The sequence below is a fragment of the Microbacterium istanbulense genome (assembly GCF_037204145.1).
Taxonomy (GTDB): domain Bacteria; phylum Actinomycetota; class Actinomycetes; order Actinomycetales; family Microbacteriaceae; genus Microbacterium; species Microbacterium istanbulense.
Genome location: NZ_JBBDGN010000001.1, coordinates 503,287 through 525,001 on the forward strand (window position 1 = coordinate 503,287; position 21,715 = coordinate 525,001).

General features: G+C 69.2%; 20 protein-coding genes. 6 read left to right on the top strand and 14 right to left on the bottom strand.

Annotated features, from left to right (window positions below):
- Positions 1–32: 32 nt before the first annotated feature.
- A complete protein-coding gene (locus tag WDU93_RS02490) occupies positions 33–1,235 on the top strand; it encodes a Gfo/Idh/MocA family protein (RefSeq protein WP_337317025.1) in 1,203 nt (400 codons plus the stop codon).
- Positions 1,225–2,232 carry a LacI family DNA-binding transcriptional regulator gene (locus WDU93_RS02495; RefSeq protein WP_337317027.1) on the top strand — a complete coding sequence of 336 codons (1,008 nt, stop codon included), beginning with the start codon at positions 1,225–1,227 and terminating at the stop codon, positions 2,230–2,232. Before WDU93_RS02490 ends, WDU93_RS02495 begins: the two co-directional genes overlap by 11 nt.
- A 16-nt stretch (positions 2,233–2,248) precedes the next feature.
- Here the strand turns inward: WDU93_RS02495 and WDU93_RS02500 are convergent, their stop codons facing one another.
- From WDU93_RS02500 to WDU93_RS02560, 13 genes are all read right to left on the bottom strand, one after another.
- Positions 2,249–2,908: a DNA-3-methyladenine glycosylase gene (locus WDU93_RS02500; protein WP_337317030.1), complete on the bottom strand. Its 660-nt coding sequence runs from the start codon at positions 2,906–2,908 to the stop codon at positions 2,249–2,251.
- A 26-nt stretch (positions 2,909–2,934) separates the two neighbouring features.
- Positions 2,935–4,287: an Ig-like domain-containing domain gene (locus tag WDU93_RS02505; protein WP_337317032.1), complete on the bottom strand. Its 1,353-nt coding sequence runs from the start codon at positions 4,285–4,287 to the stop codon at positions 2,935–2,937.
- Between the two features lie 451 nt (positions 4,288–4,738).
- Entirely contained in the window at positions 4,739–5,518 is a 780-nt protein-coding gene (locus tag WDU93_RS02510; RefSeq protein WP_337317034.1) for a TIGR03943 family putative permease subunit, read from the bottom strand.
- The gene (locus WDU93_RS02515; protein WP_420064032.1) at positions 5,511–6,545 is read right to left on the bottom strand and encodes a permease; all 1,035 of its coding nucleotides are present in this window, start codon (positions 6,543–6,545) and stop codon (positions 5,511–5,513) included. The genes WDU93_RS02510 and WDU93_RS02515 overlap by 8 nt, the downstream gene beginning before the upstream one ends.
- On the bottom strand, positions 6,542–6,952 hold the full coding sequence (locus WDU93_RS02520; protein ID WP_337317035.1) for a Fur family transcriptional regulator: 411 nt from the start codon (positions 6,950–6,952) through the stop codon (positions 6,542–6,544). Before WDU93_RS02520 ends, WDU93_RS02515 begins: the two co-directional genes overlap by 4 nt.
- A gap of 61 nt (positions 6,953–7,013) precedes the next feature.
- Positions 7,014–8,339, bottom strand: a complete 1,326-nt coding sequence (locus tag WDU93_RS02525; RefSeq protein WP_337317037.1) for a DivIVA domain-containing protein — start codon at positions 8,337–8,339, stop codon at positions 7,014–7,016.
- A 93-nt stretch (positions 8,340–8,432) separates the two neighbouring features.
- Positions 8,433–9,290: a metal ABC transporter permease gene (locus WDU93_RS02530; protein ID WP_337317039.1), complete on the bottom strand. Its 858-nt coding sequence runs from the start codon at positions 9,288–9,290 to the stop codon at positions 8,433–8,435.
- Entirely contained in the window at positions 9,287–10,102 is an 816-nt protein-coding gene (locus WDU93_RS02535; protein ID WP_337317041.1) for a metal ABC transporter ATP-binding protein, read from the bottom strand. Before WDU93_RS02535 ends, WDU93_RS02530 begins: the two co-directional genes overlap by 4 nt.
- Positions 10,099–11,067: a metal ABC transporter solute-binding protein, Zn/Mn family gene (locus WDU93_RS02540; RefSeq protein WP_337317043.1), complete on the bottom strand. Its 969-nt coding sequence runs from the start codon at positions 11,065–11,067 to the stop codon at positions 10,099–10,101. The genes WDU93_RS02535 and WDU93_RS02540 overlap by 4 nt, the downstream gene beginning before the upstream one ends.
- 122 nt (positions 11,068–11,189) lie before the next feature.
- Positions 11,190–12,866 (bottom strand): glycoside hydrolase family 13 protein, encoded by a 1,677-nt coding sequence (locus WDU93_RS02545; RefSeq protein ID WP_337317045.1) that lies wholly within the window; start codon positions 12,864–12,866, stop codon positions 11,190–11,192.
- 37 nt (positions 12,867–12,903) lie between these two features.
- Positions 12,904–13,806 (bottom strand): carbohydrate ABC transporter permease, encoded by a 903-nt coding sequence (locus WDU93_RS02550; protein WP_420064033.1) that lies wholly within the window; start codon positions 13,804–13,806, stop codon positions 12,904–12,906.
- Complete coding sequence (locus WDU93_RS02555) at positions 13,806–14,717, bottom strand: carbohydrate ABC transporter permease (protein ID WP_337317047.1); 912 nt, start codon at positions 14,715–14,717, stop codon at positions 13,806–13,808. Before WDU93_RS02555 ends, WDU93_RS02550 begins: the two co-directional genes overlap by 1 nt.
- Complete coding sequence (locus WDU93_RS02560; protein WP_337317049.1) at positions 14,714–16,033, bottom strand: ABC transporter substrate-binding protein; 1,320 nt, start codon at positions 16,031–16,033, stop codon at positions 14,714–14,716. The genes WDU93_RS02555 and WDU93_RS02560 overlap by 4 nt, the downstream gene beginning before the upstream one ends.
- Before the next feature lie 125 nt (positions 16,034–16,158).
- Here WDU93_RS02560 and WDU93_RS02565 point away from each other — a divergent pair, with 125 nt between their 5' ends.
- The 3 genes from WDU93_RS02565 (at position 16,159) to WDU93_RS02575 (ending at position 18,705) form a co-directional block, all read left to right on the top strand.
- Positions 16,159–17,379 carry an ROK family protein gene (locus WDU93_RS02565; RefSeq protein WP_337317052.1) on the top strand — a complete coding sequence of 407 codons (1,221 nt, stop codon included), beginning with the start codon at positions 16,159–16,161 and terminating at the stop codon, positions 17,377–17,379.
- Between the two features lie 92 nt (positions 17,380–17,471).
- Entirely contained in the window at positions 17,472–18,176 is a 705-nt protein-coding gene (locus tag WDU93_RS02570; protein WP_337317056.1) for a hypothetical protein, read from the top strand.
- Positions 18,169–18,705 (top strand): RNA polymerase sigma factor, encoded by a 537-nt coding sequence (locus tag WDU93_RS02575; RefSeq protein WP_337317058.1) that lies wholly within the window; start codon positions 18,169–18,171, stop codon positions 18,703–18,705. The genes WDU93_RS02570 and WDU93_RS02575 overlap by 8 nt, the downstream gene beginning before the upstream one ends.
- Positions 18,706–18,761: 56 nt before the next feature.
- Here WDU93_RS02575 and WDU93_RS02580 read toward each other — a convergent pair whose 3' ends face one another.
- Entirely contained in the window at positions 18,762–20,312 is a 1,551-nt protein-coding gene (locus WDU93_RS02580) for an HNH endonuclease signature motif containing protein (RefSeq protein ID WP_337317060.1), read from the bottom strand.
- Positions 20,313–20,432: 120 nt separating this feature from the next.
- Here WDU93_RS02580 and WDU93_RS02585 point away from each other — a divergent pair, with 120 nt between their 5' ends.
- Positions 20,433–21,521, top strand: a complete 1,089-nt coding sequence (locus WDU93_RS02585; RefSeq protein WP_337317062.1) for an NADH:flavin oxidoreductase/NADH oxidase — start codon at positions 20,433–20,435, stop codon at positions 21,519–21,521.
- The last annotated feature ends 194 nt before the right edge of the window (positions 21,522–21,715 follow it).

Sequence of the window (21,715 nt, forward strand, 5' to 3'; positions counted from 1 at the left end):
ACCCGTAGACAGCCGATGGAAGACTGCCGAATATGGCCTTCACTGTGGGAGTTGTCGGCGCAGGCCAGTTCTCCGGCCAGTTCGCCGCCCTATTTCAGCACCACCCCGGTGTCTCGGCTGTCCACGTCACGGACGTGATCTCAGACCGCGCAGATGACCTCGTACAGGCCAGCGGCCTCGCGGGCACCTTCGCCAGCTTCGAGGACATGATCGCCTCTCCCCAGATCGACGCCGTCGCGATCTTCACCCAGCGCTGGACCCACGGTCCGCTGGTGGTGCGGGCACTCCGCGCCGGCAAGCACGTGTACTCGGCCGTGCCGATGGCGATCAGCGTCGACGAGATCGGCGCGATCATCGAGGCCGTCCGCGAGACCGGGCTGACCTACATGATGGGTGAGACCAGCTACTACAACCCGGCCACGGTCTTCGCCCGCCAGAAGGTCGCCGAGGGCGCGTTCGGTCGCCTGTTCTACGGCGAGGGCGACTACGTGCACGACATGGACCTCGGCTTCTACGAGGCCTACCAGTTCTCGGGCGGCGAGGGCTGGAAGTCAACGGCGAGCTACCCACCCCTGCTCTACCCCACGCATTCGATCGGCGGGGTACTGGGCGCCTGGCCCACCCATGCCACCGCCGTCTCGGCCGTGGGAACGGTCGACCAGCGCGGCGACGGCGTGTTCGACCGCGCGGTGAGCCAGTTCGACAACGACTTCTCGAACGCGACCGCGCTGTTCGAGCTCGACGGCGGCGGTTCGATGCGCGTGAACGAGTTCCGCCGCGTCGGCTACCCCTCGCATCTGCGCGAGTCGCGGTTCCGTTGGTTCGGCACCGAGGGGTCGTTCGAGCAGTTGGCGCTGACCAGCGTCTGGCAGACCAAGGAGGGCGTGGAGGACATCTCCGACCTCATCGACACGCACGCCTCGATCTCGGCCGACGACCCGACGCTGGCGAACGTGGCGCCCGCGCTGCGCGACGCCTTCATCTCGGGGTACGCGAAGATCCACGATCTCGAGCGGATCCCCGAGGAGCTGCGCCCGCTGCACAACGGGCACGAGGGAAGCCACCACTTCCTCGTCGACGATTTCGTGCGCGCGGTCACCGATGAAGTACTGCCCCCTGTGAACGCCTGGCAGGCCGCAAGATTTACGCTTCCGGGTGTCATCGCGCATGAATCGGCGCGTCGCGGCGGAGAACGGCTTACGATTCCCGACATGGGTGAACCCAATGATCGATGAACACCGCAGCCGTTCGGTGACCAGAGCAGACGTCGCGCGCTACGCCGGCGTCAGCACCGCCGTGGTGAGCTACGTGCTCAACAACGGCCCCAAACCCGTGGCCGTGCTGACCAAGGAACGCGTGCTCGATGCCGTGCGCGTACTGGGCTACCGCCCGAACGCGGCCGCACGCGCACTGTCGAAGGGCTCGGCCGACATGTTCGGTCTGGTCGTGCACGACAACCGCAGCCCGTTCTTCGCCGAGCTGTGCCACACGCTCGACCAGCGAGGCACGCAGGCCGGACGTTCGCTGCTGATCGTGAACTCCGACCGCACGCAGGCCGACACGGCAGAGCAGTTGCGCGATCTCGCCTCCCGGCAGATCAGCGGTCTGATCATCTCGGTCGCGCTCACCGCGAGCGAGCAGGCCCTGGTGGAGTCCTTGCGCCTGCCGACAGTCGTGATCGGCCCGTTCGGCGAGACCGACGCCCTGCCGGCCGTGAGCGTCGATCTGGCCGCAGGCACCCGTGCCGCCGTGGAGCACCTGATCGAGCACGGCTACCAGGACATCGCCTTCGTGGGCAGCGCGGCGCGCTATGACGCCCGTGAGCGCGGCTGGGCTGACGCACTCAGCGCCGCGCAGCTCAAGCGCGGTTTGCTCATCCACACCTCGTTCACGTACGAGGGCGGCTACGCCGCCGGCGTGCGCCTGGCCGAGGCCTCGCCGCGGCCCCGAGCCGTGTTCGCGGCATCCGATCAGATCGCGATCGGCATGCTCGCCGCCCTGCGCGAGCGCGGGGTGCGCGTGCCGGAGGACATCGCCGTGGCCTCGTTCGATGGCATCACCGCCGCCGACTACGTGTGGCCGCGTCTGACGACCGCCGTGCAGCCGCTGGATCAGATCGCCGATGCGGCGATCAGCGTCCTGCTCAACCCCACGCCAGACCCGGGGCTGCGCGAGTTCGTGCCGGAACTGCGCGTGCGCGAGTCGTGCGGATGCACACCGGGCCGCGACTGACGCACGCCTGACCCGCTCATTGGCGGGCCGCGGCCGCCTCGGCTGCGCCCCTCCCCCAGCGGAAGGGCGACACCGTCGGGTCGCCAGGGATCCAGAACCGCCACGGGAACGCCGCGGTGCCCGCCTCACCGGCGACGCCGACGCGCGGACCGCTGGCGACGCCTGCGATCGGCTCGCCCAGCCACAGCTCGGCACGGGCGCCGTGCCACGGCTCGCCGGTGACCGCATCGATGCCGTCGTGACGCGGATGCCGCAGGCCAGACACCTGGCCGAGACGGCCGGGTCCGCGCGCCAGATCACGCCCGTGGCGTCCGGAGCGGGCGATCGCGGCATCCGTCCCGCTGACGACCTCGGCCGCACGCAGCAGCACACCGCCGGCGCTGCCGTCGTGGCCGCACACGACGTTCACGCAGGAATGGATGCCATGGCTGAGGTACACGTACAGGTGCCCTGCCTCACCCCACATCGTGGCGTTGCGCGCGGTCTGGCCCATGCGGGCGTGCGAACCGGGGTCGGGACGATCACCGGTGCCGAGGCCGTGGTAGGCCTCGACCTCCGTGATGCGCAAGCGCACCTCTTCGTCATCGACGACCGTGCGCAGCTCCGCGCCGAGCAGCCGCGGGGCGACCTCGACGGGCAGGGCGTCGAGATCGGCGCGGGTCGCGCGGCGAAGCATCCGTTCGGTCGACACGGGCCGCGCGCTTACGGGCTCGGGGGCAGGCTGCACCACGACACGTCGAAACCTTCGAGGGTGACCATCGTCGAACCGTCGGACAGGTCGATCAGTTGGGTGTGCAGCGTGGTCGGCAGGGGCAGCAGCAGGTCGTCGTAGTCGTTGCTCGGCAGATCGGGCGCGACTGTGATCGCGGCGTACTGGCCGCTCGGCGAGGCGCACACCTGCAGGATGGCGTCGGTGCCGCTCACCTCGGCAATGGGTTCGGCCTTGCCGTCTTCGTCGACCCGGATGACGGCCTGGCCCGTGGGCATGCCCGCCTCCGTGCGCTGCACGACGTGGCGCAGGGTGCCGTCGGGCAGCGGAACGATGGTCGTCGCGGGGCCGTAGTCGGGGTCGGATGCCTCGAGCGGCTGCGTCTCGCCGTTGGTGAGGTCGAGCTCGACGTACGAGGCGTCGTTGAGTTCGACGATCGCCGTGTAGGTGCCGCGATTGATGCCGAGGATGCTCGCCGCCAGCCCCATCGACTGCACACCGGCGTCGCCGGTGGGGTCTTCGACGGAGAGCGCGCCGTCGAAGTCGATGAACAGCAGCGAGGAGGAGTCGGGAACGAACTGCCAGTCGGCGACGCTGGCATCCTTGTCGGCGACCTGCACCACGCGCGGTTCGGCCTCGCCACTGAGCGGTTGAGTCACCAGCACGCTCGCACGTCCCGTGGTGTCGGTGAGCTCACGGTCGGAGTAGCTGTAGCCGACGAGGCCGCCGCGGTCGGAGACCTGCACGCTGGAGATGTAGCCCTCTCCGGGCAGGGTGAGCTCGCGCACCCCGCTACCGTCTCGGCGCATCACGAGCAGGCGGGAGCCCGCGCCGTCCGCCTCTTCGACGGCGACCACGAGCAGCTCGGGGGTCGCGCGGAAGTCGCTGATGCGGGGATGCGTGAACACCGGCACCCCGGCTTCGCCGGTGAGGTCTGTCGCGAAGATCTTGTCGTCTACGTCGCCGGAGCCGCGCTGCAGCAGGAAGATCGACGAGGCGGGCGTGCGGAAGGTCGTCGACAGGTCGGCGCTCGGCCCGCCGCCCGACGACGTCACCCCGGCGACGTTGACGGTGTAGGTCGTCGAGTCATCGAGCGGGACGGTGAAGCGGATGCCGACATTGCGGCCCGCTGCATCGACCGTGAACGGCACCGCAGGTTCGACCGTGACCTGGTCGGGGTCGATCGCGGCAAGGGACTGGTTGGCGGTGAGGATGACCCGACTGCCGGACGTGTCGATCGCCTGTGCCTCGTTGACGTCGACGCTGCTGAGCCGTGGGCCCTGGACGAGGCTGACCACGCCGAAGCTCACGACGAGCACGGCGAGGACGCCGAGGGTGGCGAGCATACCGAGACGGAACCGGCGCGAGGGGGCCGGCCCTTCGTCTCGCTGCGCTCGCTCAGGGACCGAGGGGGTGAGGGCTGGCCCTTCGTCTCGCTGCGCTCGCTCAGGGACCGGAGGGGTGGGGGCGGGCCCTTCGTCTCGCTGCGCTCGCTCAGGGACCGCGGGGGTGAGGGCGGGCCCTTCGTCTCGCTGCGCTCGCTCAGGGACCGAGGGTGTGGGGGCTGGCCCTTCGTCTCGCTGCGCTCGCTCAGGGACCGGAGGGGTAGGTGTGGGCCCTTCGTCTCGCTGCGCTCGCTCAGGGACCGGAGGGGTGAGGGCGGGCCCTTCGTCTCGCTGCGCTCGCTCAGGGACCTGGTTCTGCTGGGTCGCTGAGCTTGTCGAAGCGTCCTGAGCGTCCTGCTCGGCGCGGAGCGCCCGCAACTGCGCCCGGGTGAGGGGCTGCTCACCGGATCCGTCAGTACTCATACGGATCCTTCGGCTCATCGATCGCGACGACCTCGGTCGGCTCGATGCGCAGCGTGCCATCGGCATCCGCCCGCACCGTACCGGTGACCTCGATCCAGTCGCCCGCCGCGTAGTCCCCGTCCGCCGCCGCGACCGGCACGGATGCCGGTCGCGCGTCGATCACACAGTGCGTGATGACCATGCGCGTGAGGTTCACCTCGCCCGCCTCGGCCGGGGTGACGAAACCGGTGAGCGTCACCGTCGCGCCGTCGTAGGCCTCGGGCCGCGTGGCGGTGGCGAACACGCTCGCCCATTCGCCGACCCCGAACGTCGTCGTATCGGCGACGCCGAGCGCGACGGTGTCTGCTCCGTCGAAGAGCACGGTGGCCTCGCCTGCGCGGGACATCGCCAGCTCAGCCGACAGCGACGCCGGCGGCAGCAGCAGCGCGGCCACGACCGTACCGGTGGCGATCACACCGCCCGAGACGACAGCGGCGGTCGCGAGGGGCCGCCTGGCGCCGGCATCCGCACCGGCCTCCCCACCGTCGTCGACAGGCGCGTGCCCGTGATCGTGCCCGTGATCGCCCTCGGCGCCCAAGGGCAGCGTGCAGGTCCACACCGCGATGGCGAGCGTGATCACGGCCGAGATGCACGCGAACCAGACGGTGTCGGGACTGATGTACAGGTTCAGGCGACCGGTGAGGCCGAGCCCGAGCGTGACGACGGCGATCACCGAGGCCAGGCCCACGCCGAGCCACCGGTTCACGAGCGAGCGGGTGCGGTCAGACAAAGACGTTCACCCCGATCCCGATCGCGCAGGCGGCGAGGATCACGACGCCGACGATGCCGGCGATGATCCGGCCGGTGAACGTGGTGCGCAGCAGCGCGATCATCTTCACGTCGACGACGGGACCGACCAGCAGGAAGGCGATGATCGCGCCAGAGGAGAAGGTCGAGGCGAACGACAGCGCGAAGAACGCGTCGACGTTCGAACAGATCGCGACGGTCATCGCCAGCGCGACCATCGCGAGGATCGACAACACCGGGTTTGACCCGATCGCGATGAGCACGTCTCTGGGCACGAGCACTTGCACGGCACCCGCGAGCACCGAGCCGATCACGAGGGCGGGCATGACCGCGCGCAGCTCGACGAGGAACTGGGTGAGGCTGCGGCGCACCGGGGTGCCCGGTTCGTGCTGCACGTACTCGCAGGTGGCGACGAAACGCTGCGTGAGCATGCCCTGCGGGTCGGGGTGACGGCTGTAGATCCAGCCGATGAGGTTGGCGATCGCGTAGCCGCCGAGCAGTCGGGCGATGAGGATGCCACCGTCCCAGCCGAACGCGGCATGGGTGGTGAGGATGACGATCGGGTTCACGATGGGCGCGGCCATGAGGAACGTCAGCGCGTCGGAGGGCGAAAGGCCCCGCATCATCAGGCCGCGGGCGAAGGGCACATTGCCGCATTCGCACACGGGGATGAACATGCCGAGCGCGGAGAGCACCGCCCGCCGGCCCCAGGCATTGCGCGGGAGCCAGCGCTGGACGGCATCCGACGGCAGCCACACCTGCACGACGATCGAGAGCACGACGCCGAGGATCACCCACGGCAGCGCCTCGATTAGCACGCTGAGCGTGAGCGTCAGGCCGTCCTGCAGACGCGTGGGCAGACCCGTCGGGAACAGCGCAGGTGCGAAGAGGTCGAGCAGCACCAGCACGGCGAGGATGCCGAGCCCGATGCCCGCCCCCGTCAGCGGGGAGACGCGCCGGGTCGGTGCGTGGCGGTGCGGGGTCGGCGCCGTGCGGGTCCCCGTGGTCACCCGGTGGCCTCGCTGTCGCGCAGGTTGGAGCACGAAGCGCACAGCCCGAAGATGTCGACGACGTGCTCGGCCTCACGGAAACCGTGCAGGGCGGCGGTGCGCTGCGCCCACTGCTCGACGTCCTTGGCCTCGATCTCGACCGTGAGGCCGCAGTTGCGGCAGATCAGGTGATGGTGGTGGCCCTGCGTCGTGCAGGCGCGATACAGCGCTTCGCCCTCGGGGCTCTGCAGTGAGTCGGCCTCGCCCGAGGCGGCGAGACCCGCGAGAGCCCGATAGACCGTGGCGAGCCCGATGCCGGTGTTGGCCTCACGGAGTCCCGCGTACAGCGACTGGGCGCTGACGAAGCCGCGGGCGTCGGCGAGCGCATCGCGCACGCGCTCGCGCTGCCAGGTGTTCCGCTGAGCCATGCATCGAGTCTAGGGCGCGCCGCTCGGTCGGGGCTGGGAGCGGCGCATCCCCGTGCGATCGTCAGTCGTTCGACTCGTCGGATGCGTCCGAGTCGGATGCAACAGAGTCGGATGCCAGCTCCGCTGCGTCAGCATCCGCATCTGCGTCGGCATCCGCATCTGCCGTGGCACCGGCGAGGATGCCGTCGGGGCGCACCAGTTCACGCACCTCGGCCATGAAGCTGGTCATCTGCTGCTGCTGCCAGCGCAGCTGGCGGGTGCGATCCTCGGCATCGCGCAGCACCCCGGTGGCGTGCGTCGTGACCGTCTCGACGATCTTCTGCGCCTTGGCCCGCGCACGCTCCAGCGTCTCGCGTGCCTTGACCTGGGCCGCCGCCTCGACGGCCTGCGCCTGCGTGCGCATGAGTCGCTCGTGGTCCTCGGCCTTGGCCGAGATGCGCTTGGCGTGCTCGAGAGACGCGGCCACCTGCTCGTTGGCATCCGCGGTGATGCGCTCGGCGTGCGCGACGGCCTGGTTGTGCAGCACGAGGAACTCCTGCTGGGCGTCGTCCTGGCGGCGGGTGAGGGTCTCTTCGAACTCGAGCACCCGGGCGTTCATCTCGCGCACCTCACGCTCGGCATCCGCCCGCAGGTCGGTCGTCTCGCGGGTGACCATCGCGCGCAGCGCGGCGGCGCCCTTCTCGGCCTCGGTGCGGACGGTCGCGGCCTCGCGTTCGGCCTGCACGACCTTCTCGGCGGCGTGCGCGCCCTCGCGCTCCAGACGCGCCTGGTGCGCGGTGTACTCGGTGTCGATCTTGAGCCGCACCTGGTCGGCGTCGTGCTGCGCCTGCGTAGCGATCCGGGCGATATCGGCCTCGAGCTCGGCGCGCTTGGCCTCCGTCTCCTCGCGGGCGGCGGCAAGCAGGCGCTCGGCCTGGGTGGCGGCGTTACGGATGAGCACACCCGCCTGCTCCTCGGCCACGCGCAGCACGGCCTCGAACTGGGCGCGGTTCTGCGGCTCGTCGTCGCCGGCGGGCGCCTCGGTCAGCTCGGCCGTCAGGGTCTGCACCTGCGCGGCGGCATTCTGCGCCTCGGCACGGGCCGCGGCGAGCTCGTCCTCGAGGCGGGAGATCTGCTCGAGGTTCTCCGCCTGCGCCCGCTCCGCTTCCTCGGCGCGGACGGCCTCCGCGCGCTCGAGTTCGGCACGGTGTCGCGCCTCGACCTTCTCGAGATCGCCCGAGACCCGGGCGAGCTGATCGCGGAGCGTCGCGATAGCGGCATCCACCTCGGCCTTGTCGTAGCCCCGGAATGCCTGCGTGAACGATGAGTGCTCACGGGGAGCATTCACCAGCAGCTGGTCGAAGAAGTCTCCCTGTGGGGACTCGTTGGGCGTGTGTGAATCGCTCATGGCGACACCTCTCTGATGTGTACTCCTGGCCCCCGCATCAATGATCTCACCCAGTGGGCACGCGCAGACACCCGCGTCGATCTGTGACGTCGCTCAGAGACGACGCACGCGCTGCTGGCGGCGCCCGATGACCCAGCACACGGCGTAGATGAGGAACGAGATCGTCGTGATGTAGGGGCTCACCGGCAAGGTGCCGGCGAGCGCCAGCAGGATGCCACCGACGGCCGAGACGAAACCGAACAGGGCGGCCAGCACGGGCACGGCGACCGGCCCTGCGGTCACGCGCATGGCTGCGGCGGCCGGGGTGACCAGCAGCGCCATCACCAGCAGGGCGCCGATGATGTGCACGCTGACGGCGACGATGAGTCCGAGCAACACCATGAAGGCCAGGCCCACCACCCGCGTCGGCACGCCTCGAGCGGCGGCCGACTCGGGGTCGAGCGAGTCGAAACGCAGCGGGTTCCACATCAGCAGCAGACCGAGCAGCACGATCACGCTGATGCCGATCAGCCACCCGAGATCGGGGCTCGACACCGAGACGATCTGGCCGGTGAGCAGGCCGAAGCTGTTGGCGCTGCGCCCGTCGTAGAGCGATAGGAAGAGGATGCCCAGACCCAGGCCGAAGGGCATCAGCACACCGACGATCGAGTTTCGGTCGCGGGCCTTGGCGCCCAGCAGCCCGATGAGGATCGCTGCCACGAGGGCGCCGGCGAGGGAGCCGGCCACGACGCTCCCACCGAACAGCAGGGCTGCGGCGGCGCCGGCGAAGGATAGCTCGCTGATGCCGTGCACGGCGAAGGCGAGATCGCGCTGCATCACGAAGACGCCGACGAGGCCACCGACGAGGCCGAGCACCGCTCCGGCGATGATCGAGTTCGACAGCAGGGCGAGCAGGGCTCCGTAGTCCTGGAACGAGAACACGTCGCTCCAGTCGATCGCGAACGGCATCATTCCAGACCGTCCTCATCGTGTTCGTGGCGCGCCTCGGCATCCGGGGTGCCGACGACGACCAGCCGGTCGCCCGCACGCAGCACGAACACGGGGGTGCCGTACAGGTCGGTGAGCACCCGCGTCTGCAGCACCTCGTCGGGGGTGCCGAGCACGAACCGGCCGCCGGCGATGTAGAGGATGCGGGTGGCGAGCCCCAGGATCGGGTTCACGTCATGGGTGACGAACAGCACGGCGGCATCCCGCTCACGGCGCTGCCGCTCGATCACCTCGGTCACCCCGCGCTGGTTGGCGAGGTCGAGGTTCGACAGCGGCTCATCGCAGAGCAGGAGCACCGGATCATCGGCGAGCGCCTGCCCGACCCGCAGCCGCTGCTGCTCGCCGCCCGAGAGCAGCCCGACCCTGCGCTCGGCGAAGCGGGTCGCCCCGACGGCTTCGAGCAGGCCATCGACGCGAGCGCGGTCACCGCGACGCGGGATCGGGAACCCGAACCGGGTGCCCTGCACGCCGAGGGCGACGAGGTCGCGGGCGCGCATGCTCGTGTCGACGGGCAAAGACCGCTGCTGAGCGACGTAGCCGATGCGGGGGTCGCCACGGCGCACCGGGGCGCCGTCGAGGCGGATGCTGCCCGCCGAGAGCGGCTGCAGGCCCAGGATGCTGCGCAGCAGAGTGGTCTTGCCCGAGCCGGACGGGCCGAGTACGGCGATGAACTCGCCGGGATGAACGTCAAGGTCGAGTCCTGACCACAGTTCGCGGTCGCCACGGCGGAGCGCCGCCCCCTGGATCTGCAACAGGGGCGCGGGGGCGCCGCTCACTTGTCGAGGGCGGCGGCGAGGTCGGTGATCGCGGCGCGCATCCACTCAGCGTACGACTGATCGGAGGCGAGCAGTTCCGTGAATCCGACGACGGGGATGCCGGCATCCTTCGCGGCCTCCTCGACGCGGTCGGTCTCGGCGCCGCCGGTCTGGGCGTTGCTGAGCACCGCGTCGACATTGCCGTCTTCGATGAGAGTGAGGGCGTCGAGCAGCACGGCCGGCGCGACGTCGTTGCCCTCTTCAACGGCTGAGGCGAAGCCTTCGGGGGTGACGTCGTCGAGGCCGACGGCAGCGGCCAGGGGACCGGGCAGCGGTTCGGTGATGATCACCGGGTCGCCCTCGACCTTCTCGTGCAGGGCCTCCTGCTCGGTCTCGATCGCGCCCAGCTCGGCGATCAGCTCGGCGGCGTTCGCCTCGTAATCGGCAGCCCCCTCCGGGTCGATCGCGGTGAGATCGGCGGCGATCTGCTCGACGACGTGGGTGATCGTGTGCACGTCGAACCAGACGTGCTCGTTGAAGCCCTCGATGTGGTCGTGGTCGTCGCCCTCGTGCTCCGCGTGCTCCTCGGGCTCCTCTTCGATGACCGCGTCAGGGTAGTCGTGCGCGTACTCGGCGGCGATGATGACGGTGGCATCCGAGCCCTCGCGCAGTTCGTCCATGAAGCTGTCGTAGCCGCCGCCGTTCTCGATGACGAGGTCGGCGTTCTGCACGGCGAGGCGATCGCGGGCGGTCGCCGAGTAGGAGTGGGGATCCTTCGCGGCGGAGTCGATGAGCGAGGTGACCTCGACGTGGTCGCCGCCGATGGAGGCGGCGAGGTTGCCGTAGACGTTCGTGGATGCCACGACCGAGACCGTGCCGTCCTCGGCGGTCTCGCCTGCCGTCGTGGCCCCGTCGGCCGAGGAGCATCCGGCGAGGGTGAGGGCGGCGACAGCGGTCAGGGCGAGAGCGGGGAGGCGTCGGGTCATGTCTCGAGGCTAATGCATATGAGAATCGTTCTCAACTAGCGGGGGTGATGGATGCCAGCGGAAACACGGATGCCGACCCACCCCCGCTGCAGGGTGAGCCGGCATCCAGTCTCCGGTCGTGCTCAGTGTTCGACGATCCAGACCGTCGACTCACCGGCAACGGCGCCGTCCTGCAGGGGCGTGGTGGCCAGCACCACGCGTCCCTCCCCCAGCTGCAGCGGATACGGCTCCGTGCCGAAGTTGGTGACCACGGTCCACCCGCCCGGCCGCGCGAAGCGCAGCACGTCATCGCGTCCGGTCGGCTCCCAGGCCAGCTCCTCGTCGGTCTGCAGCGCGTGGCGCAGGTGCAGAGCGCGACGATAGAGGTTGAGGGTCGAGTCCGGATCGGCATCCTCGACCGCCACCGCGAAGTCGGTGAACCAGGCCGGCTGCGGCAGGTGCGCACCGTCAGCGCCGAACCCGAAGGACGACCCGTCTGCCGACCAGGGCAGCGGCACGCGGCATCCGTCCCGGCCGAGGCCGTCGTATTCCCCGCCGCGGAAGAAGGCCGGATCCTGGCGCTGCGCGTCGGTGATCTCGGCCACCTCGTGCAGACCGAGCTCTTCGCCCTGGTAGAGGTACGTGCTGCCGGGCAGGCCGAGCAGCAGCATGCTGGCCGCCTGTGCGCGGCGCAGCCCCTGCTCCCGGTCGATCTGCTCGGCGGGTCCGCCGGCGGCGACCCACTCGGTGCCCTGCTTGACCGGTCGTCCGTTCAGAGCGGGCAGGCCGTACCGGGTCGCGTGGCGGGTGACGTCGTGGTTGGAGAGCACCCACGTGGTCGACGAGCCGGTCTGCTTCGCCTGCTGCAGATTGTCGGTGATGATGTCGCGGAACTGCGCGGCATCGAAGTCGGCCTCGAGCAGGTCGAAGTTGAACGCCTGGCCGAGCCCCTCCGCAGAGGCGTACTTCGCCCGACGCTCGGGGCTGGCCACCCAGGCCTCGGCGACGGCCGTGCGCGGCGGGTCATACTCGTCGAACACCGCCCGCCACTCGGCGTACACGTCCTGCACGTCGTCGCGGTCGAACAGCGGGTGATCCCCCGTGCCACGCTCGAGGGCTTCGAGCTCGGCGCGACTTGGCAGCGGCTCCGTGAGGTCCTTCGTGAGCATGTGCGCCACGTCGATGCGGAATCCGTCGACGCCGCGGTCCGACCAGAACCGCAGGGTCCTCACGAAATCGGCGCGCACCTCGGGGTTGGCCCAGTTGAGGTCGGGCTGCTCGACGGCGAAGTGGTGGAAGTACCACTGCCCGTCGGCGACACGCTCCCACGCCCCGCCACCGAAGGTGGAGACCCAGTCGGTCGGCGGCTCGGCGCCGTCGACGCCGGTGCCGTCGCGGAAGATGTACCGGTCACGCGCGGCCGAGCCGCGCCCCGCGACCAGCGCCTCCTGGAACCAGGCGTGCAGGTCGGAGGTGTGGTTGGGCACGATGTCGACGACGACCTTGATGTCGCGCTCATGCAGCGCCGCGACCAGCGCGTCGAAGTCGGCGAGAGTACCCAGGCGCGGGTCGACGTCACGGTAATCGGCCACGTCGTACCCGCCGTCGGCGAGCGCCGACGGATAGAACGGGCTCAGCCAGACCGCGTCGATGCCGAGCTCGGCAAGGTAGTCGACGCGGGAGAGGATGCCCGGAATGTCGCCGATGCCGTCGCCGGAGGCGTCGGCGAAGCTGCGGGGGTAGATCTGGTAGACGGCGGCCTGACGCCACCAGGCGGCGGTGTCGGCCCTGCGTGCCTCAACGAGAAGCGCGTCGGTCATGAGGGGTGGTGCTCCTTTTTCTGGGGGTATCGAAGGATCAGCCCTTGACGGCGCCCTGGGTAACGCCCTCCATCACCCAGCGCTGAGTGAAGAGGTAGGCGACGATGGCGGGGGCCATGGCCATGAGGTACGAGGCGAACGAGACGTTGTAGTTGTTGCTGAACTGAGTCTGGAACAGGTTCTGCCGCACCGGAAGGGTCTGCAGGGCCGGATCCGAGATGATCAGCGACGGCATCATGAAGTCGTTCCAGGCGTAGAGGAAAGCGAAGATGCCGACCGTGGCGCTCATCGGCGCCAGCAGCGGGAAGATGAGCTTCCAGAACGTCTGCCAGGTGGTGGCACCGTCGATGCGGGCGCTCTCTTCGAGTTCGAGCGGGATCGACCGCAGGAACGCGGTGAACAGCAGCACGCTGAAGCTGAGCTGGAACATCGTGGCGAGGATCACCACCCCGAGCGGATTGTCGAGGCCGACCCGGCCGGTGAGCTGGATCTGCGGCAGTGCGACGACGGGGAACGGGATGAACATGGCCGCCAGCAGGTAGAAGAACGACCAGCGGAAGAGGCGGCGATCCCAGTTGCGCACGATCGCATAAGAGGCGAACGCGGCGAGGATGATCGTCGCGATCACGGTGCCGGCGGTGACCAGCAGCGAGATGCTCGCGCCGACGGGGAACTTCGTGAGGTTCCACGCCTCGACGAAGCCCTCGATGCTGAACGGTGCCGGCCACGAGAACGCCTGACCGTCGACTGCCTGGCCTGTGGTCTTGAACGCCATCGTGATGGTGACGTACAGCGGCAGCAGCACGGTCACAGCGCAGAGGATGAGGATGATGGTCGTCGACCAGCTCACCTTCTCCATGCGCACGCGGGGCTTGCGTCGCCCGGTGGCGATCGCCTCGGTGGAGAGGCTGGTTTCGGGGGTGATCAGTGCCTGCGACATCAGAGTGCGTTCCTTCCGCGGGTCAGCGAAAGCTGAAGGAGGGAGATGAGGATGGCGACGATGAAGAAGATCGTCGCGTTGGCCATCTGGTAGGCGTAGTCGCCACCGTTAAACCCGGCGATGATCGTCATCGCGATGCTGCGGGTGGAGGTGCCGGGGCCGCCGTTGGTCAGACCGACGATGATGTCGTAGGCGTTCAGGAAGCCCTTGAAGCCGAGGATCACGTTGATGACCACGTACCCGGCCACCAGCGGCAGGGTGATGCGGAACAGCTGCTGACGCTTGGTGGCGCCGTCGATGGATGCCGCCTCGTACACGTCACCCGGCACCGCGAGCAGACCCGCGATGTAGATGAGCATGGTGCCGGGGATGGCCTGCCAGGCGGTCACGATCACGATCGCGACCCAGGCGAGGTCGGGGTTGGCGAGGAGGCTGGTCTCGAGCCACGGGATGCCGAGGGCGGTGCCGGCGGCGGGGACCGAGTTGGAGAAGAGGAAGTTGAAGACGTAGGCGATGATGATGCCCGAGATCACCATGGGGATCACGAAGATCGTGCGCAGCCCGGTCTTGAAGCGGATCTGAGAGGTGAGCCCGACCGCGAGCAGGAAGGCGACCACGTTCACGACGATCACGGTGGCGATCGAGAATCCGAAGGTGAACAGGTAGCTCTGCAGGATGGCCGGGTCGCTGAAGAGGGCGATGTAGTTCGTCAGCCCGTTGAAGCTCCAGTCGCCGATGCCGATGGAGTCGGTGAAGCTGAAGAAGATGCCGATCACACCGGGCACGGTGATCGCCAGGGTGAACAGCACCAGGCTCGGCAGCAGGAACAGGTAGTAGATCGGCTCGACGCGTCGGCGGCTGCGCCGCGTGGTGCGGTCGCCGGCGGTGACGATGGTGCTCGTGGTGCTCATCGTGCGGACTCCTCGGTCTCGGCCGCCGCGTCGGCGTCGCTCGCGGGGGCGGGGGCGCGGAAGGCCACGCGTGCCCAGTCCGCATCCATGGTGCGCAGGTACGACTCCGGGCTTCCGCCGAGGATCATGGCCTGCGCGTAGTTGAAGACCGGGATGGTCTTGGGCACGAGCACCGAGGGGCCCTGGTAGATCTGGCCGTTCTCGTAGTACTCGATCATTCCCTCCACGCGCGGGTCGTCGGGGGCTGCGGCATCCGTCGTCGGCGTGAAGCCGAGCTGGGAGGCGTTGTAGGCCTCGATGTTCTCGGGCAGGTAGAGGTACTCGAGGAAGTCGCGCGCGGCATCCTGGTGACGCGATCCCTCGGGGATCATCGCGGCGAGGTCCATGTTGACGCGCACGGCCAGGTCGGCCGGGTCGTCGGTCATCGGCAGCGGGAAGGTGCCCAGCTCGAGGTCGGGGGCGGTCTTCGCGATCTCGCTGAAGGCCCAGGGACCCTGCAGGTACATCGCGGCCTCGCCGTTGGAGAAGGCGAGGTTGCCGTCGCCGTAGCCGCGGCTGTTGGCGTCTTCGTTGGTGTATGCGGCGAGCTGGACCATCTTGTCCATCGGCTCGGCGTAGTCCTTCTGGAACGACACGGCCGAGTCCGGGCCGACCTCGGTGCCTTCGGCGGCCATGCCGTCGAAGAACTCGATGACGTCCATCGAGCCGCCCAGCGAGTAGTCGTACCAGCCCTGGCCGACGGTCCAGTCGTCTTTGAAGGTGCCGTAGAACGGAGTGACGCCGGCATCCTGCAGCGTGTCGGCGACCTCGATGAGCTCGTCCCACGTCTGCGGCACGTCGAGGCCGTTGTCTTCGAAGATCTGCTTGTTGTAGATGACGGATGCCGCCATGACCGAATACGGCAGGGCGCTGGTGCGACCTTCGCAGTAGCCGTACTGATCCATCAGCGGCTGCAGGTCTTCGCGCGTGCTGGCCGCGGCCTCCGTGTCGGCGAGGTCGGTGAGGGCGCAGCGCTGCACGAAGCGGGCGATCTCGTAGTTGTAGTTGGCGAGCATGATGTCGGGCGGGTTGCCGCGCACGAAGCTCGCGGAGACGACGTCGACACCCGAGGTGTCCATGACGACCTCGACGTCGTCCTGTGAGGCGTTGTACTCGGCGACGAGCTCGGTCATGAACTCGAGCGCCTCGCGCTTGCTGAACGTGAAGCGGATCGTCTCTCGGCCGTCAGCCGAGCAGCCGGCGAGGCCGGCGGCGGCGAGCACCACTGCCGCGGTGGCCGCGCCTGCGCGCAACGTTCGTCGTGATCTTGAAGACACCGTCGTCCCTCCTGTCGTGGCCGGCGTCCCTACCGGCCGTCATTAGGTTCGATTAGTAGATTTACTCACCGAATCAAATGCGTACGGCATACTCTGACAGAGCACCCGCCGAAAGGTCAAGACCCGTGACCCCCACTGCCCCCGATCTCGGCACCGGACGCGCCAGCCTGGGCCCGGTGCTGGATTTCGCGTGGGGGCGCACGGCCTTCACCGCGAGCGATGCGATGACGGCGGCATCCCTCACCCGTTCTACGACGATCGATGCGATCGACACGCTCGTCGGTATCGATGTGCTGCACGAGCTGCCGAACGCCAGGGATGCCGGCGAGTACCGTGCCGGGCGGCCGGCGCGACGGTTCGAGTTGCCCCGCGATCTGGGCGCGGTGATCGCGATGGATGCCGGCGACACCCACCTCTCGGTGGCGCTGGCTGACCTGCATGGAACCGAGCTGGTGCGCCGCCGTAGTGACCTCGACCCCGAGCACTCGGTGGGGCAGCGGCGCCGGGCGATCCTCGACGAGCTGGAGGCGGCGCTGGCGGCATCCGGTGTCGCCCACGATGACGTACTCGCGCTGTGCGCAGGGGTGGCGGCGCCGGTCGCGCGAGATGGGTCATCACCGCCGCATCCGGAGAACTTCTGGGAGCGGACGAATCCCGGACTGGTCGACCTGCTCGCCGGCTGGGCGCCGGTGGTGCAGGTGAAGAATGATGCGCAGCTCGCGGCCACCGCCGAGGGGTCGATCGGCGCGGCGATCGGATGCCGCGACTACATCGCCCTGCTGGCCGGCGAACGGCTGGGTGCGGGTGCGGTCGTCGACGGGCACCTGCTGCATGGCGCACACGGTGGCGTGGGCGAGATGTTCGTGTTCGACTCGGTGCGCGGTGTCGACTCGGTGTTCGGGCTCGGGCCGGTGACGGTGACCGAGGCCGAGAAGCTGCGGGACGCGGGTGACCTGGATCCGGCGAGCGCGCTGCTGGCACTGCCCGAGCCGTTCGAGGCGCGCGACGTGCTCGCGCTGGCGGCGGCGGGAGACCCCGACGGCCAGCGGGTCGCGAATGCCGTCGGTCGGCGCCTGGGGCGTGCGATCGCGGTGCTCAGCAACATGTTCGACCCGGAGCGCGTGATCATCTGCGGTGCGATCGCCGACGGTATCGAGCCGGTGCTCGAGTCGGCGCGGCGCACGGCCCGCGGCATCCTGCATCTGCCGGCACCGGACCTTGTGCGCTCGGAACTCGGTGCCGACATCGTGCTCACCGGGGCGATCTCGACCGCCCTGCAGAGCGCGCGCGAGATCGCGCTGCCACGGTTGGCGGAGGAGCGGTTGCGCAGGCGCGCGGGGCGGTAGTTTCGGTCCCTTCCCGGTCACTGAACGGAATCTGGGACGAAATGCGGGAAACCTGACATGAACCCGGTAACACGACAGATCGGGAGACGGACATGGACAACGACCTCCTGCGGCTCCGCGCCGCAGACCCTGCCGCGGGTGAACCTTCGCACGACAGTGCGCTCGCCTCGGCGGCGCGCCGCTACGCCCTCAGTGAGGTGCGCCCTCGACGCCGTCGCCGCCTGTGGCTCGCGGCCGGCGCCGCGGGTGCGCTCATCGTCGCGCCGGGTGTCGCGCTTGCCAGCGGCGCTCTGAGCATCGACTTCGGCAATTGGGAGGGCGGCGGGCCGCTGGCGACCTCCGGGCCGGTGTTCAATGCCGACGGGGACACCTGCGGCCTTGCCCTGTGGATGACACCGGTCGACACGATCGGCGAGGACACCGACCACGACGGCTACGTCGACGTGTGGAATGTGGAGGTGGCGTCGGTCGAGAAGGGGCCGCTGATCGGACTCACCGATGAGGCCGTCGCGTCCGAGGAGACACCCACGTACTTCGTCTTCGCCACCTTCCCCACCGACGCTTCGGTGAAGTTCCCGACGACGTTCGCCCAGTCCGACTATGACGAGGTCGCCGCCTGGGCGCAGGCACAGGACTGGAATGACGAGGCATCCGAGATCCTCCGCGCACATGGCGGGGACGGTACGGCGACGTCGCTGATGCTCGACGCGGTGCGCGCCGAAGCGGCCGAAGCCGGTTTCGATCAGGACGTCACTGCCGCGCTGCTGCTGGCAGAGACGTGCACCGGCCGTGGCTGACGCGCGGGATCGGCTGACGCGCCTGGTCGGCGCGGAGGCGGCGGGGCTGCTGGCGTACTTCGTGCGGCGCGTCCCCAACCGGGAGGATGCCGCTGACCTGCTGGGCGAGACGTTGCTCGCCCTCGCTCGTCGCCCTGACCGGATCCCGGACGATCCGGAGGGCGCTCGGCGGTGGGCGTTCGGCGTCGCCCGCACGGTGCTGCGGGCGGGGCGGCGCACCTTCAGCATCCGCACCGCGCGTGATGCCGCGGCAGCGGAGCAGTTGCGAGATGCCGCCCTCCTGAGCATCAGAGAGATCGGCGGCCCGGAAGACACCGAGCAGCGCGCCGTGCGCGAGGCGGTTCGCATGCTGCCCGAGCGGGACCGTGAGCTGCTGATGCTCGTGCACTGGGAGGGCTTCAGCATCGAAGAGGCGGCCGCCCTTCTCGGGATGCCGGGCTCGAGCGCCCGCACCCGACTCGCTCGCGCCCGCCAATCATTGGCGGCGCGTTTGGACGTCAGCGATCGAGTCCAAGCCGTTCAGACGTGAGGGCGCAGGTCCGGCGCGGGCGCTGACGGGCCGCGCACGCCGGCCCTGCGCGCGAGTCAGAACGGTGCGACGACAGCTGCGGGCTCAGGGGACACTGCCGGCGGAGGTGCCGTCGCCGGCCTCTGCCGCAACGGATCGAGGGCGTTCTCGCGTTCGTGCGGATCACCCTGACCCGACAGCCCGGACGGAACGAACATGACCCGTCTCGGCGCGTGGTCGGTGTAGGTACGGCCCTGCGGGCTCGTCCATTCGACGCTCCAGTCGGGGAGCTGCCTCGCCGTCCAGCGGTGCCCGTCGGGTACATCGGGATGCTTGAGCACATGATGCGCCTTGCAGAAGTGGGCGAGATTGTCGGTCGCCGTGCGTCCGTCGCGCGCCCAGTCCTGGTTGTGGTCGATCTCGCTGCGCCAGACCGGCATGCGGCACCCGGGGAAGCGGCAGTGCTCATCTCGCGCCTTGAGGAAGCGGCGCATCGCCTCGGTGGGCGTGTAGGTGTCGGTCTCGCAGACCAGCCCGGTCGGGTCGAGGAACAGCCGCGTCCATCCGGTGTTGCGGCCGGCCACGGCGCGGGCGGCGTCAGGGTGCAGTGGACCGTGACCGTCGAGCTGCGCCGGCGCGTCGTCGAGGTCGGCGAGCGTGGTCGCCGCGACTGTGACCTGGATATGGCCCTGGATGTTGTCGAGCCCGCTGCCGTGCGCCTCGCTCGGATCGGCGGCGAGCAGCAGATCGGTGAAGATGTCGGCGCGCACCTGATCCGTCGTGCGATCGTCGGCGGCCACCTGGATGATCGACGTGCTGTTCGGGTCGAGCTGCGGGTCGGTCGGCCGGGGCATCTCGTCGCCGGGGCACCAGCCCAGGTCGCCGAAGATGCCGTCTGGCTCGACGAAGTCGGGGTCGGTGGATGCGTCATCGGCCGGGTCGATGACATCGAAGACGGGGTCACGGCGTTCCGGGTGGCGCCGCAGGTCACGAGCGATGCGCGTGAGGCGGTCGAGGATCGCCGTGGCGAGGTGCTCGGGCAACACCGCCTGCAGCAGCGCGAGTCCGTCGCCCACGGAGCGAACCGTCACACACCGCTCCTCGCGGGCGCGCGTATGCCGCTCGACCACGGTCTCGCGCGCCAGGGTGGCGGCGATCTCGGCCACCTGCGCGCGCGTACGCGCCGGCGTCTCGCGCTCCGCCACCACGAGGGCGGCCGCCTCGAAGACCTCACGGGTGTCGGCATCCACGACGCCATCGCGAATCGCCTCGGTGATCACGAAGCTCGCGCGCACGACCTCGCGCACATGTGCGGCACGCACCACTCCCGCCTCGAATGCTGCGCGCAGCGCGGGGAACTCCTCGTGCACCGCGTGCGCATCACAGAACGCGTGCTCGACGGTACCCTTGGCGACTCGGCCCGCCGCCGAGAACTCGGCGATCATCGATCGCCAGATCGCCTCACGGTGCAGCGGCGCCTCGCTGATGTCGCTCTCCATCAGCATCCACCGCCGATGGAGCACGTCTGCGGCCCGCGCCTCGAGCACCGCCTTCTGCCGCTCGAGCTCGACCCACTCGTCCAGCAACGCAAGGTGCGTCGCCGGTTCGAGGGATGCGGTGTTGGACATAGCACCAGTTTAGAATATAGCTACGATACTCGCTAGACCTGAAGGCGTAGAATACTGGAACTATAGACGCACGCGTGTGGAAAGCCTCGTGTGATGTACGTTCAGACCGAGGAGTCCGCCATGTCACAGAAGCTGTTCGAACCTTTGACCCTTCGCGGAGTCGAGTTCCGCAACCGCATCTGGGTTCCCCCGATGTGCCAGTACGCCGTAGAGAAGCACGACGGTGTCGCGACCGATTGGCACCTCGTGCACCTCGGCTCCTTCGCACGGGGTGGTGCCGGGGCCATCATCGTCGAAGCGACGGCCGTCTCACCCGAGGGCCGCATTTCCGCGAAGGACCTGGGCCTGTGGAACGACGAGCAGGCCACCGCGCTGGCGCGCATCGTGTTGTTCGTGCACTCGCAGGGAGCGGCAATCGGGATTCAGCTTGCCCACGCGGGGCGCAAGGCCAGCGTCTGGCCTGCCTGGAACGAGCAGGGCGCGGAACGTCGACACACCAGCGTGCCTCTCGACGAGGGAGGGTGGGAGACGATCGGCCCCTCCGCGCTTGCGTACGACGGATATGCGCGGCCCCGCGAAGCCTCTCTGGCGGACATCGAGCAGATCGAGCAGTCCTTTGTCGATGCGTCCCGCCGGGCGATGAGCGCCGGATTCGACTTCATCGAGATCCACGCAGCGCACGGATATCTGCTCCACGAGTTCCTCTCGCCGCTGTCGAACGCACGCACCGACGAGTTCGGCGGATCGTTGGAGAATCGCGCGCGACTGCTCCTCCGAATCGTGCAGTCCGTCCGGCGCGAGATCGAGGAGGACGTGCCGCTTCTGGTGCGGCTCTCCGCAACCGACTGGCTCGAGGACGGCCTCTCGATTGACGACACCGTTCAGATCGCTTCCTGGCTCCGGGAGCAGGGCGTGGATCTGATCGATGTGTCCTCAGGGGGAAATGCGCCCGCCCCCATCAAGGTAGGGCCCGGATACCAAGTCCCGTTCGCCGCCGCTGTCCGACAGCGGAGCAGCATCCCGACCGCGGCCGTGGGGCTGATCCTCGATCCCGGCCAGGCCGAGCAGATCCTGCTCACCGGTCAGGCAGATGTCGTGCTCCTCGGCCGAGAGGTGCTCCGCGACCCGAACTTCCCGCTCCGTGCCGCGCGGGAGCTGCGATACAAGCACGCCCCTGTTCCGTTGCCGTATCTGCGCGCGTACGCCTGAGGCCGGGTGACCGCGCTCCGGCGCAGAGCCTTCCGCGGCATCTCCCAGGAGCTCAGAGTGCGTTGCGGGGTGTAGTTTCGGCTACCGGTCATTCGTGATGCGAGATGACGTGACCCCTGGCCGCACCGACGCGGTCCGCGGACCGTGCCGCGCGGGCGAGCAGACGTTCCGGTGTTGGGTGTGGGGCAACGCCG